This window comes from Allopontixanthobacter confluentis (genome assembly GCF_009827615.1).
GTDB lineage: Bacteria > Pseudomonadota > Alphaproteobacteria > Sphingomonadales > Sphingomonadaceae > Allopontixanthobacter > Allopontixanthobacter confluentis.
On the sequence record NZ_WTYU01000001.1, the window covers coordinates 1,203,214 to 1,216,320 of the forward strand.

At 59.7% G+C, this 13,107-nt stretch carries 10 protein-coding genes; 6 read left to right on the forward strand and 4 right to left on the reverse strand.

Annotation, left to right across the window (positions count from 1 at the left end; all coding sequences use genetic code 11):
- The first annotated feature begins 439 nt into the window (after positions 1–439).
- The gene (locus GRI44_RS05690; RefSeq protein WP_160600427.1) at positions 440–3,382 is read left to right on the forward strand and encodes an Rne/Rng family ribonuclease; all 2,943 of its coding nucleotides are present in this window, start codon (positions 440–442) and stop codon (positions 3,380–3,382) included.
- Between the two features lie 324 nt (positions 3,383–3,706).
- Here the strand turns inward: GRI44_RS05690 and GRI44_RS05695 are convergent, their stop codons facing one another.
- Positions 3,707–4,339 carry a class I SAM-dependent methyltransferase gene (locus GRI44_RS05695; protein ID WP_160600428.1) on the reverse strand — a complete coding sequence of 211 codons (633 nt, stop codon included), beginning with the start codon at positions 4,337–4,339 and terminating at the stop codon, positions 3,707–3,709.
- 165 nt (positions 4,340–4,504) lie between these two features.
- The gene (locus tag GRI44_RS05700) at positions 4,505–5,977 is read right to left on the reverse strand and encodes a hypothetical protein (protein ID WP_160600429.1); all 1,473 of its coding nucleotides are present in this window, start codon (positions 5,975–5,977) and stop codon (positions 4,505–4,507) included.
- An 82-nt stretch (positions 5,978–6,059) separates the two neighbouring features.
- Between GRI44_RS05700 and GRI44_RS05705 the strand changes: the two genes are divergently transcribed.
- Positions 6,060–7,064 (forward strand): D-alanine--D-alanine ligase family protein, encoded by a 1,005-nt coding sequence (locus GRI44_RS05705; RefSeq protein WP_232842978.1) that lies wholly within the window; start codon positions 6,060–6,062, stop codon positions 7,062–7,064.
- Positions 7,065–7,143: 79 nt separating this feature from the next.
- On the opposite strand, the gene GRI44_RS05710 is transcribed toward GRI44_RS05705, so the two are convergent.
- Entirely contained in the window at positions 7,144–7,875 is a 732-nt protein-coding gene (locus GRI44_RS05710; RefSeq protein WP_160600431.1) for an SDR family NAD(P)-dependent oxidoreductase, read from the reverse strand.
- Between the two features lie 163 nt (positions 7,876–8,038).
- Here GRI44_RS05710 and GRI44_RS05715 point away from each other — a divergent pair, with 163 nt between their 5' ends.
- The 4 genes from GRI44_RS05715 (at position 8,039) to GRI44_RS05730 (ending at position 11,185) form a co-directional block, all read left to right on the forward strand.
- A complete protein-coding gene (locus GRI44_RS05715) occupies positions 8,039–8,821 on the forward strand; it encodes a succinate dehydrogenase iron-sulfur subunit (protein ID WP_160600432.1) in 783 nt (260 codons plus the stop codon).
- 3 nt (positions 8,822–8,824) lie between these two features.
- Positions 8,825–9,298: a PaaI family thioesterase gene (locus GRI44_RS05720; RefSeq protein WP_332872367.1), complete on the forward strand. Its 474-nt coding sequence runs from the start codon at positions 8,825–8,827 to the stop codon at positions 9,296–9,298.
- Positions 9,299–9,302: 4 nt separating this feature from the next.
- Positions 9,303–10,418: a cell division protein ZapE gene (zapE, locus tag GRI44_RS05725; protein ID WP_160600433.1), complete on the forward strand. Its 1,116-nt coding sequence runs from the start codon at positions 9,303–9,305 to the stop codon at positions 10,416–10,418.
- A gap of 68 nt (positions 10,419–10,486) precedes the next feature.
- Positions 10,487–11,185 carry a pirin family protein gene (locus tag GRI44_RS05730; protein ID WP_160600434.1) on the forward strand — a complete coding sequence of 233 codons (699 nt, stop codon included), beginning with the start codon at positions 10,487–10,489 and terminating at the stop codon, positions 11,183–11,185.
- 19 nt (positions 11,186–11,204) lie between these two features.
- Here the strand turns inward: GRI44_RS05730 and GRI44_RS05735 are convergent, their stop codons facing one another.
- On the reverse strand, positions 11,205–13,103 hold the full coding sequence (locus GRI44_RS05735; protein WP_160600435.1) for an XrtA/PEP-CTERM system amidotransferase: 1,899 nt from the start codon (positions 13,101–13,103) through the stop codon (positions 11,205–11,207).
- Positions 13,104–13,107: the final 4 nt, after the last annotated feature.

The following is a 13,107-nucleotide window of genomic DNA, read 5'->3' on the forward strand; positions in this document are numbered from 1 at the left end:
GTTACGATGTTGCGGGGGTGATGCGCAATATGGTTGCTCAACGAAACGCACAGTGCTAGCTGCCTTGCACCGGTAAACCGTTCTTTCAAACCGGGGCTGTGCGACTTGCGCTTCACCTGATGAAAGGACAGCCGGAACCGGCTGCGGGCGTCATGCCCGTCGCATTTACAGGTTGATGCATAGATGAGAAGCCTCCCCGCCACCCCTACGATACAGCCGCTGCGCTGCGTCGGGGTATGGGCCGGTCAGGCAGCGCTAACAAAGCGCATTCCCGACATTGCAGACACATCACCCCGGTCCGACGCGAAATTGCGTGCGGGCCGTTTTCATATTGCCGCACGTCCTCATGGGCCGGGCGGTTTTCACATAATGGCGCGCAACTCACTGGCTGGCATGGTTTCAGACCATGGTCCGCCCGGTTGCGCCTGGAGACACTATAATGGCAACGCGCATGCTAATCGATGCGCGCCACTCGGAAGAAACCCGGGTGGCGGTCCTCAAGGGAAACCGGATTGAGGAATTCGACTTTGAATCTGCTGAACACAAGCAGATCAAAGGTAATATCTATCTCGCCAAGGTAACCCGTGTGGAACCTTCGCTGCAGGCGGCATTCGTCGACTTCGGCGGAAACCGCCACGGCTTCCTCGCCTTCAGCGAAATTCACCCTGACTATTACCAGATCCCGAAAGAGGATCGTGAGGCGCTGCTGGCCGAAGAAGCCGAGGCTGCCGAGGAAGAAGCCGCCCTGCGCGCTGCCGAAGAAGATGAAGGCAATCTTCCCGGCGACGAATATGACGCGGAAGACGAATCCTCCGAAGCACTGGTCGAAGACCTTGCCGAAGACGGCCTCGAAGAAATCGACACATCTGAAAAAGACAAGGTGTCCACCATCGAAGAAGGCCATCTGGATGGCGACGATGATGATGACGATGATGACAGCGACGATGACGACGGCTCTGACAGCGACGAGAATGGCAATTCACGCGGCGGCCGTGGCCGTGCGCGCCGGACCAAGGGCCGTGGCCGCGGCGGCAACAAGAGCCGTGCCAAGGCCGTGGATGAAGCCCGTGCCAAGCGCATGGCGCTGCGCCGCCGTTACAAGATCCAGGACGTAATCCAGCGCCGCCAGGTGCTGCTGGTTCAGGTGGTCAAGGAAGAACGCGGCAACAAGGGCGCGGCACTTACCACCTATCTCAGCCTTGCCGGCCGTTACACCGTGCTGATGCCCAACAGCAGCCACGGCGGCGGCATTTCGCGCAAGATTTCCAGCGCGCAGGATCGCAAGCGTTTGAAGCAGGTGGTTTCAGACCTCAGCCTGCCACGCAACATGGGCCTGATCGTCCGAACTGCCGGCCTGTCGCGCACCAAGACCGAAATCAAGCGTGACTTTGATTACCTCGCCCGCCTGTGGGACGAAATTCGCGACCGCACATTGGGGTCAAGCGCCCCTGCCCTGATCCATTCGGACAGTGACCTGATCAAGCGCGCCATCCGCGACATCTACAACCGCGAAATCGAAGAGGTCGTGGTCGAAGGTGAAGGCGGGTACAAGGCTGCCAAGGAATTCATGAAGCTGCTGATGCCCAGCCATGCACGCCGGGTAAAAGCCTATTCCGACCCTGTGCCGCTGTTCCAGCGCTTTGGCGCGGAAGACCAGCTGCGGGCCATGTATGATCCGGTGGTGCAGCTGAAATCTGGCGGATATCTGGTTATCAACCCGACCGAAGCGCTGGTGTCGATCGACATCAACTCCGGCCGTTCCACCAAGGAACACGGGATTGAAGCGACCGCGACTGCCACCAACCTTGAGGCTGCCCGCGAAATTGCCCGCCAGTTGCGCCTGCGCGACATGGCCGGTCTGGTCGTGATCGACTTTATCGACATGGAATATAATTCCAACGTCCGTAAGGTTGAAAAGGCGATGAAGGACGCGCTCAAGAACGACCGTGCCCGCATCCAGGTGGGCCGCATTTCCGGTTTCGGCCTGATGGAAATGAGCCGCCAGCGCCTGCGTACCGGCGTATTGGAAGCCACCACGCGCGATTGTCCGCATTGTGATGGCACCGGCCTTGTCCGCACCGCGTCCAGCGCCGGTCTTTCTGCCCTGCGCCTGATCGAGGATGAAGCAGCCAAGGGCCGCGGCACCATCATCACCCTGTCTGCCAGCACCGAAGCTGCGGTCTATATGCTCAACACCAAACGCGCCGATCTGACCGAGATCGAGGACCGTTACGGTGTGACGGTGCAAGTCGTGCCGGAAGGCGAGGACGAAGGCGCCAAGATGGCGGTCAGCAGTTCTGGCCCGCGCCCCACCGAAGCTCCCAAATTCGCGCCTATCGTGATCGATGAAGATGATGACAGTGACATCATCGAAGAGGATGACGCGGAAGAAGAAGACAACAACGATGGCGACGATCGGAATGATCGTGGAAATCGCGGTGATCTGGGCCGAAATCAGGGCCGTGATGCGGGCCGAGATCAGACGGACAGCGACGATGAAGATGGCGAAAACAAGCGCCGTCGCCGCCGCCGTGGTGGCCGAGGCCGCAAGCGTCCATCAGACGATCAGGATGCTGCACAGACCGGTTCGGTTGACGAAGACAGCCAGATCGAAAATGCTGCATCTTCGCCTGCCCAGACAACAGAGCATGACGATGATGGCGAGGAACGCCCGAAGAAACGCCGCCGCCGTGGTGGACGCCGCCGTCGTGGCCGTGGCCGCGGTGAGGGTGAAAATGGCGCTGAAAATGGCGGCGAAAATAGCGGCGAAAATAATGGCGAAGAAGGGTCTGAAAACACCCGGACCGACCGCGATTTCACGCCGCAGGATGCCGCCAATCTTGGCGCCATTGCCGATCAGGTGAAGGACGACATGGCGGTCGTTTCCGGTCCTGATGGCGCTCCTGAAACCGCAGAAGTTGCGGCAGCAGAAACCGCCAAGCCCAAGCGCCGTTCGCGCAGCAGAAAAGTTGTCGAAGAGGAAGCAGCGCCTGCTGACGAAGCTGACGCAATCGCTGCTGAAAAGCCCAAGCGCGCAGCCCGCAGCCGCAAGAAAGTGGCCGAGTCTGCAAATGAAGCGGAAACGGCAGCAGGGCAGGATGCGCCGGTTGCTGAAAAGCCAAAGCGTGCCAGCCGCAAAAAGCCTGCGGCTGCTGCCCCGGCTGATGCCGCATCCACAGCGGATGTAGCGCCAGAGGCTGCTGCACCACAGGCTGAGCCAAAGCCGGCGCGCAAGCGGGCTGCTCCGAAAACCGCTCCTAAAACTGCTGCCAAAGCGGCCGAAAAGGCTGACACCGCCCAGCAAACGGTCGAGGAAAGTGCTCCTGCCGAGCAGGCCGACACACCGCGCCGCGGCGGCTGGTGGCAACGCACTTTCGGCTAAGACAGTCAAACAATAAAAAGGCCCCCTTTCCTGCCGGAACGGGGGCCTTTTTTATGTGCTGTGCTGAACCGCTAGAAATAGGCGGCCTCCCTAAAACGCTGCAATATCCACCATATGTTTCCTGACGGGTCATCACACCACCCTGCCGGTCACCATAGGGCATATCGGCAATGTCCATGATTTTGCCCGTCATGGCGCCGACGCTTCACATGGCAATTCGCGATCCGCCCATCAGGTGCCTGATCTTCGCTTTCCTCCACAAGGATGCTAGGGCGTAACAAACGATAAGCCGTACAGAACAAGCAACACTCCAGTCCTTGCGTGTCACCCGTTTTTTACCGCTGATCCCCACTCCATCCAGCCTGCCCAGCGCGGTGTCTTGGGCGTGTATTGCGCGCCCATGGGTTGCACCGCAAACCCTGCATCCGTCACCGCACTGGTAATCGGGCGGGTAAGATGGCAGCCACCTGCAACAGGTTTCCAGAACGGTTCGATCCGGTCCTGCCATTTGGCGACATCGGCATCTGGCGCGCGGCCATGTTCGAGAAACAGCAATGTCCCGCCGGGCCGCAATATGCGACGCATTTCCTGCAGCACTTGTTGGGGCGATTGCACCGAACACAACGTGTAAGTGCAGACTACTGTGTCGAAACTCTCGCTTTCAAACGGAATATCTTCGCCGATGCCGCCGCGAATGTCGGCTTTCCAGCCCTTTTTCTCCGCCTCGCCGCGCGCATATTCCAGCAGTTTTTCCCCCGGGTCGATCCCGGCATAGCTGGTGATGGCATCAGCGCGGTAGAATTGCTGGTTGATGCCGCCGCCGCAGCCCAGTTCAAACACATCCCCTTGCGCCTTGGGAATCAATTGGGAGCGCAGTTTCATGATCTGCGGCGCGCCGCACGCCACCTTGATAATGCGCGGCACACCATGCTTGTCCCACCACTTTGCCAAACCCATGACTGCCCCCTCACCTTGCCGACCACGCGGGGCATCATGCGCTGCAACAGGGGGAAAATCCATGGCCGAAATATACCGAACGCCCTGATCATAGGTACACCGGCCTGCGAAATTAGATGCCAGCCAACTATGCCAGGTGTCAGATGGCTGGATCAGATGGCAGGCTCAGGCCACTACTGCTGCGTTTTCGATCGCCTGCGCTACCTGCTGCAAGTCCGCTGAAATGGCGGCAAACTGCTCATCCGGTGAAAGCAAAGACCAGCGGCTGATCTGCCCCATCGATAGCCCTACCCGCAATGTTCCTGCCCATGCGCCATCGGTGGTCCGCACACTTTTAACCGGTTGGCCAAGGCGGACGCCTGAAAGCGCCAGTGTCCGGTGCAGGGTTTCAGCCTGTTCGAAAGTCCGCGCACAGGGCAGAGCGCTGACATCCAGCGTGGCCAGGGTCAGCATTTCAATGGGGTGTTCGCGCGCTTCGGATTCCTCCCCATCAGGATAGGGTTTGACCAGCGCAAAACCGAATGGCTGCAGCAGCGTGGTGGCAAGCGCGCGCTGGAAACTGGCGATAACTGCGTAAACCTGTGCCACAGGCAGACGCTGGAATTGCTCGAGCTCAAAGATTGACGCTTCCAGCCGCAAAGCCAGTCCCTGATTTTCGTCATCGCTCAATATGTCGGTACCGGCCCAGCCGGCGGGCCATTCGGCACGGCGAAAAATGGTGCTGAAACCTGCTGGCAATGGCGCAGCGTCATGCACCATCGCTTCAGGTAATATGGCAAAACCGCTGAACGGAGGGCCGCCCATGAATTTGGAGCCGGTCAGGAACACAATCGCTCCGCGTTCCAGATATTGGTGCACCGCTGCACTGGCGATACGGGCCTGGCAGGCATCGACCACCAGCGTGAACTGTCCCGGAAATTCAGCTTGCAGCCGGTCCAACTCTTCGCCCTGCGGCAGGATCAGCCCGGTTTTGGAACCATGCACCACATGGACCAGCGCATGTTTGCCCATGGCCCGGGCCCGATTGAGTTCGCTGATGACAGCTTCCAGGATCTCGCTGCTTTCGCGCGCAATTCCTTCTTCGCAGCGCACGGCAATATCGGTCAGGCTGACATTTTCCAGCCCTTCGACGGAGTGTTTCGGCTCTGTCGCAGTTCCCAAGGCGGTTTCGCTGGCGAAATAATCACCATTGGCGGAATGGACACAGCCGCGCCCCACTTCATCTGCGCCCAGCAGGATATTGTGGATGCCCCCGGCGCAGCGGCCCGTTACTGCCGCAAGCGCGACATATTCCAGATCTGTCCCGGACGGCGCGAAGACCACTTCTGCCCCGTCACCTATGGCATAGGCGCTGCAAATCCGCCGCCGCAGCGTGGCAAGGCGCTGGCTGTAAGCACCCATGCCGTTTTCTACGATGCCGACCACATGATCGAATGCGCCTTTCGACAGATCGTTTGCGGTGGATGAAGCAAAGGCCAGAGCGGTGCGCGGATAGGGCGCAGACATATAGCGATTAAGGCCCGTTTGCGGATCGAGAGTGATGCGCGCATCGCCCCCGCTGGACAAAAGAGCGATGGCCTGCCGGCCTGCATCGGACAATTTTACATCCGGAGCAAAGTCCGGAAAATCGGTTGCCATGTGGGCGTCTTCCCAGAATTCTGCTTGGAACCGCCCGTTAGCAGACCTAAAGGGCGGTTTAAAGCAATTGAAGGTGCCTATTTTGGCTTTAGAAATCACCCCGCTCACGATTGACCAGGCAACCAAGGATCGCCTGCGTATCATGTTCATTGCCAAGCATGCGCTGGGCGACGGCACACCGCACCCCGAAGATGGCAACCATGCCGTCTATCATCATGAAGTGCGCGGCATTCTGGAAGATCTGGGCCTCAACCTGACACTGGCCGATCGGTTCGAAGTGCTGTTCGAAAAGCCTGAGGTGGATTTTGTCTTTCCGCTGCTGAACCGGGCAGGTTTTTTCAATTCCGAAATGCTCGGCCCCCTGTTGTGTACGCGTCTGGGGATCCCCTTTCTGGGTGCCAGCCCGATCCTGCGCGGATTATCGGATGATAAGCATCTGGCAAAACGGGCCGCGGTGGACGCAGGCGTGCCAACCGCGCCATGGGCAATCTATCGGCGCGGCGCGCCGGTGGACGCAGCAAAATGCCCCGCGGCTGAACGCTACGTAATCAAGCCCAACGCATCGTCAGCCAGTTGGGGCGTGCATGACGCCACTGACTGGACAGGGGTGCGCGCGGCAATCCAGGAAATTCATGACGACAAGCATGACGCCATCGTCGAACCATTCCTCGACGGCAGCGACGTGGAAGTTCCGGTCATTACCATTGGCGATCCTGTCATTCTGCCAATGCTGATTTTCCGCCAGGCAGATCCTGCCCATTTGCGCACCTATTACGAGAAGCGCGATCTGGTGGACCGCAGCCAGAAATACTCGCTCGACCCGTTTGAAAATCCTGAAATGTCGGCCAGGATCACGGAATATACGCAGAAATTATGGGGTGAATATCGCCCGTTCGATTATGGCCGGTTCGAATACAGAGTGAACGAGGAAACGGGCGAGGTCACCTTCCTCGAACTCAACCTCAACTGCAATCTGTGGTCGGAAAAAGTTTATGGCCGCGCTGCCAGGCTGGCTGGCCTGACCCAGTCGCAATTGATCGAGACCATTCTGGCGGAAAGCCTTCGCCGCCAAGGCTTGATGGACTGAAGCTCCGTCAGGCCAAGTGGGCGACTTTTACGGGGACGACAGGGCAAAACCGCCGGAAACTGTCACATTGGTATAGGCGTCACGCTGGTACAGGTTTGCCTGCCCAGTCGAAAACATGGCCGCTGTCTGCCGGCAGAAGCGTGTCGATCACGCCCAGCAGGCTGCCGGCTGATTGATCGGGTGACAGTAACTGTCCTTCAGGCAGGCCGCCCTGAAACGGCTGTGACAATTGCGTATCCACAGTTCCGGGATGCAGCCCCACGATGATGGCCTGTTTATGGGTCCGCGCCATTTCAATGGAGAAATTGCGGATCAGCATGTTGAGCGCCGCTTTCGACGCACGGTAGGAATGCCATCCGCCAAGGCGGTTATCGCCGATTGACCCTATCCGTGCCGATAAAGCCGCAAACACACAGCGCCTTTCGCGGGGCATCAGCGGCAGCATATGTTTTGCCACCAGTGCTGGCCCGATCGTGTTGAGTTGAAATACCTGCCGCATCACTTCTGGGTTCAGATTGCGCAGCGACCGTTCCGGCCCGGCACCGTCCGCCAGCGTTAGAACACCAGTTGCCACCAGAATGATATCGGGCGGCGTATGTGCCATCTCTTTGGCAGCAGCCTCGATGCTGGCTTCACTGCCAAGATCAAATGTAAATGGCCGGATGACATCGTCAGCGGCAGTATCGCCCGCACGTGATCCGGCGAAAATCTGCGTATATCCGCGTTCCTGCAACCGGCTGCACAAGGCCCTGCCGATACCTCCCGAAGCGCCGAACACAGCGGCGGTCTTGTCTTGGGGGGTATCATCCATAATTCTCTATCGCCCGCTGCCTGATTGCAGGCAAGAGCAACCATCTGCCCTTCTATCAGTCGCACCTAATTTGGCCTGTGGCCGTTCACTTCCTACGCCCCACCTTGCCCTTGCCGAGAATGACGCTAGATAGAACCCGCACGCAGTACAGAAAGCATTCCCAATGGCCACTTTCACCCTCCCGAAGAACTCGAAGATCAACGGCAAGGGCCGTACTCACAGCGCCCAGGGCGCTGCCCGTGTGCAGAAATTCAAAATCTATCGCTATGATCCCGATACGGGTGAAAACCCGCGGTACGACACGTTCGAAATCGATCTGGACGATTGCGGCCCGATGGTGCTGGATGCCCTTATCAAGATCAAGAACGAGATTGATCCGTCGCTGACCTTCCGCCGGTCGTGCCGCGAGGGTATCTGCGGTTCCTGCTCGATGAATTTGAATGGCAAGAACGGCCTTGCCTGCACCACCGCCATGGACGATCTGAGCGGAGAAATCCGCATCACCCCGCTTCCGCATATGGAAGTGATCAAGGATCTGGTGCCCGATTTCACGCATTTCTACGCCCAATATGCGTCGATCCGCCCCTGGCTGCAGACGGTCAGCACCACGCCTTCGGGCAAGGAAAGACTGCAAACGCCGGCACAGCGGGAAAAGCTGGACGGGCTTTACGAATGCATCCTGTGTGCCTGCTGTTCCACCGCCTGCCCCAGTTACTGGTGGAATTCGGACAAGTTCCTTGGCCCCGCCATCCTGCTGCAGGCCTATCGCTGGCTGGCCGACAGCCGCGATGAAATGACGGGCGAGCGGCTGGATGATCTGGAAGATCCGTTCAAGCTCTATCGCTGCCACACCATCATGAACTGCGCCAATGTCTGCCCCAAGGGGCTTTCCCCGGCCAAGGCGATTGCCGAAACCAAGAAGATGATGGCCGAACGGCAAATCTGATCGGTGGCGCTGCATACTGACGGAGATTCGGGCTTCTTCGATTACCGCGAAGACCCCGCCAACCCGGGTTGGTACACCTGGGATCTGGTCGATAACACGCGCTTTAACGGCGCCGTGATGGGCCGTCTGCTAACCCGCAGGGAAGGCGATAAATGCCGCCTGCGGATGATGCCGGAACGGCGCCACACCAATTTGCAGGAAATGATCCACGGGGCTGTAACCCTGTCGCTGATCGACATTTCCCTGTTTGCCGCCATGCGCACGCTGGGCAGCGGCGATGCGGGAATGGCGGTCACGCTGGAACTTTCCACCCAGTTCATTGGCGCCGGCAAGGTGGACAAGCCGCTGGATGCGGTGGTGGAACTGATGCGCGAAACCGGCAGGATGATGTTCATGCGCGGTATGGTGGAACAGGAAGACCATCAGGTGGCATCATTTTCCGGCATCGTGCGCAAGTCCCCGAAAAGGTCGCTCTGACGTCATGACCGGCTTACTGGCGCGTTACCAGTCCCTTGTCGCGGCAGGCGAATTGCGCGCCGATGCGGAACAGGCCGAGGCCGCAGCCCGGCTGGACCGGTTGCAAAGGCAGCTGGAAGAAAAGCCCGAGGCGGGGTTTTTCGGCAAATTGCTGGGCCGCAAACCGGAACAGCCACAAGGCGTTTACATGTGGGGCGGTGTCGGGCGCGGCAAGTCCATGCTGATGGATCTGTTTCACCAGACACTGGACATACCGGAAAAGCGCCGCGCGCATTTTCATGCCTTCATGCTGGAAGTCCACCGCCTGCTGCGCGAAGAACGCAAGAACGAAAGCGGCGACCCCATCGGCCCCGTTGCCGCCCGGCTGGCCCAGGGTTTGCGCTGCCTCGCCTTTGACGAGATGGTGGTCAACAACAGTGCTGATGCCATGATCATGAGTCGGCTGTTCCGCGCATTGATCGTGGATGAAGGCGTAACGATCGTGACAACGTCCAATCGTCCACCGTCAGACCTGTATAAGGACGGCCTCAATCGCGAACATTTCCTGCCGTTCATCGAACTGATCGCACGGCGGCTGGACGTGTTGCCGCTGAACGGTCCGGTTGATTACCGGCTGGAACGGCTCGCGGGCCTTGCCACCTGGCATTCACCCCTGGGCGATGCGGCCACCGCGCAAGTGACAGAGGCATTTTTCCGCCTCACCGATTATCCGCCGGAAGATAAAGCCAACGTGCCATCGGGCGAACTTGATCTGGGCGGCGGACGGACGCTGATGGTGCCAAAAAGCCTGAAGGGCGTGGCGGTGTTCAGTTTCAAGCGCCTGTGCGGTGAGCCTCGCGGGGCGACCGATTATCTCGCCATCGCGCAGACCTATCATACGGTGATCATCGTCGGCATTCCGGTGATGGGGGCCGAAGACCGCAACGAAGCCGCCCGCTTTGTCACCCTGATTGACGCGCTCTATGAACACCGGGTCAAATTGTTCGTCACTGCCGCTGCGCCGCCGGAAAATCTATACCGCGCAGGCGACGGCAGTTTTGAATTTGAACGCACTGTCAGCCGCCTGATGGAAATGCAGAGCGCGCAATATATGGCCACCGGCCACGGCACAGAGGGTTGAAAACCCTGACCTGCCTTCCGAAATAGCAGGTCTTCCGGCGCCAACACCCCGCCGATGTGGAACGTCTCATGATTGATATTCGCCCGTTCGCCTCCCTTGGTGCCGCCGACCACGGCTGGCTCGATGCTCGCCATCACTTCAGCTTTGCCCAGTATCACGATCCGCAGCGGATGAGCTGGGGCCAGATCCGGGTGTGGAATGATGACACGATTGCGGCGCAAAGCGGTTTTCCGCCGCATTCCCATTCCGACATGGAAATTGTGACCTTTGTCCGCACTGGCGCGATTACGCACAAGGATTCGCTGGGTAACAGCGGCCGGACCGGCGCAGGAGATGTGCAGGTGATGAGCGCGGGCAGCGGCATCACCCATGCCGAATTTAACGTGGAAGACGAAGCGACCACCCTGTTCCAGATCTGGATCATGCCCGACCAGCGCGGCGGCCAGCCTTCATGGGGTCAACGCGAATTTCCAACCGGCGCTCGTGCAGGTCAATGGGAAGTGGTGGCCAGCGGCACGGCAGAAACCGATGATGCGCTGTCCATCCGCGCAGATGCAAAGGTGCTGGCTGCGACACTTGGCGAGGGCCAGACCGCAACGTATGAGGCCGACCCTGCCCGCCATCAATATCTGGTCGCGCCAACTGGCCGGATCCGCGTGAACGGGCAGGAAGCCCAGCCGCGTGATGGCATTGCCATAACCGGCGAAGCGCAGATCGTGGTTGAGGCGCTGGACGATGCCGAACTGGTAATGGTGGATGCCCGCTAGCTATTGGGCCCGCTGACTGTCAGCCGGTAATCTCCAGCCGTTCCACCGAACGGTCCAGCATCAGCAATTGCCACAGCAGCCGCGAATGATCGCTGCGGCCCGAAATATGCTCGTCCGCAAGGCTGGAAAGCCGTTTTGAATTGAACCAGCCGGTCCGCGCCAAAGCCGCACTGCGGCCAATGGCGCGGGCCTGTCCGGCCAGGGGTCCGCGCAGCCACTGGGCCAGCGGCGTAACGAAGCCCTGTTTCTGGCGATAGAGGATATTGTCCGGCAGATAACGCTGCATGGTGTGTTTCATCAGCCATTTGCCCTGCCGCCCGCGAATCCGCTGACGGTGAGGCAATTGGGCGGCAAATTCGATCAGCCGGTGGTCCAGCAGCGGCTCGCGCGCTTCCAGGCTGACGGCCATGCTGGTGCGGTCAACCTTGGTCAGAATATCACCCGGCAGCCAGAATTTGAGATCGGCATATTGCGCGCGGTCCAGCCCTGACCGCGCTGGCGCATCCCGCATCAATTGCACCAGCGGCTGTTCTGCCCGGTAATCCCCGCGCGTTTTCAGGAATGCATCGGAATAGAGCGCCTGCCGCAATTCCGGCGGCACCACGGACAGGCCGCGGGCATACCCTTCTTCGCCGCTGCCAGCCATGGCGAGCAATGTGCTTTTGGCGCGCAGCGGCCTTGGCGCCCAATCAGCTTTGGGCCATGCCTGGCCCAGCGCGCCAAACACGGGTTGGCGCAGGGCTGCGGGCAGAATCGAGCGGGCCTGCTCTTCGCGCGCGTGAAATATCTGCCGCCGGTAGCCAGCAAATGCCTCATCAGCCCCGTCGCCGGACAGGGCGACAGTCACATGCTCCCGTGCAAGTTCGCAAACCCGCAGCATGGGCAGGGCTGACGCATCAGCGAAGGGTTCGTCGAATATGCCGGCAATCCGGTCAATCGCGGCAAAATCATCCGGATCGACCATGCGGCTATGGTGCTGCGTGCCGAAAAGCTGCGCAATCTGCTGCGCATAGGCTGTTTCATCCAGCGCTTCGACGTCAAACCCGATGGAACAGGTCTGCACCTGTTCACCGCTTGCCTCAGTCATCAGGGCAACCACGCTGGAGGAATCGACCCCGCCAGAAAGGAACGCGCCTAAAGGCACATCTGCCACCATGCGCGACGCTACGCCGGAACGCAGGTGGTACAGCAATTCGGCAGACAGGTCCATGGTGGACCCCTTGCGCCGGTCGGCAAAACTGACATCCCACCATTGGACGCTGGCAGTGGGCTGCGCGCCCTGTTTCAACACGCGGAAATGGCCCGCCGGCAATTTCTGGACACTTTTGAGAAAGCTGCGATGATCCGGCACATACCCCCATGCCAGGTAATCTTCCACGGCCAGCGGGTCTGCCTCGCGGCGCAATAGCGGATGCGCCAGAAGGCCCTTCAGTTCGGACGCAAAGGCAATGCTGCCATCGCTCAAAGGGGCCATAAAAAGCGGTTTTACGCCCAGCCGGTCACGGGCAAGAAACAATTCGCGCCGCGCCAGATCATACACGGCAAAGGCAAACATGCCCTGCAGGCGCGCAAGGCAGTCTGTCCCCCATTGCTGGTATGCTGCCAGGATAACTTCGGTATCGCCATCTGTCCGGAATTGTGCGCCCAGAGCCTGAAGCTCGGCGCGCAGTTCGCGGAAATTGTAAATTTCACCGTTGAAGACAATCACCGCCCGGCCATCGGCAGAATGCATGGGCTGCGGCGATCCTGCCAGATCGATGATCGACAGGCGGCGATGGCCAAGGCCGACACCCGGCGCTGTCCATACGCCCGCGCCATCTGGGCCGCGGTGCGCCAGCGCGTCGCACATCCGTTCAACCCGGCGCGGGTCAACCGGCTTGGGTGTCTCGCAATGAAAAATTCCGGCAATTGCGCACATATCG

Excerpts from the sequence above, each read along its gene's own strand:
- GRI44_RS05700 (WP_160600429.1), bottom strand. The coding sequence starts at position 5,977 with ATGGCAACCGATTTTCCGGACTTTGCTCCGGATGTAAAATTGTCCGAT.
- GRI44_RS05730 (WP_160600434.1), top strand. The coding sequence starts at position 10,487 with ATGATTGATATTCGCCCGTTCGCCTCCCTTGGTGCCGCCGACCACGGC.
- GRI44_RS05695 (WP_160600428.1), bottom strand. The coding sequence starts at position 4,339 with ATGGGTTTGGCAAAGTGGTGGGACAAGCATGGTGTGCCGCGCATTATC.
- GRI44_RS05690 (WP_160600427.1), top strand. The coding sequence starts at position 440 with ATGGCAACGCGCATGCTAATCGATGCGCGCCACTCGGAAGAAACCCGG.
- GRI44_RS05735 (WP_160600435.1), bottom strand. The coding sequence starts at position 13,103 with ATGTGCGCAATTGCCGGAATTTTTCATTGCGAGACACCCAAGCCGGTT.
- zapE (WP_160600433.1), top strand. The coding sequence starts at position 9,303 with ATGACCGGCTTACTGGCGCGTTACCAGTCCCTTGTCGCGGCAGGCGAA.
- GRI44_RS05710 (WP_160600431.1), bottom strand. The coding sequence starts at position 7,875 with ATGGATGATACCCCCCAAGACAAGACCGCCGCTGTGTTCGGCGCTTCG.
- GRI44_RS05715 (WP_160600432.1), top strand. The coding sequence starts at position 8,039 with ATGGCCACTTTCACCCTCCCGAAGAACTCGAAGATCAACGGCAAGGGC.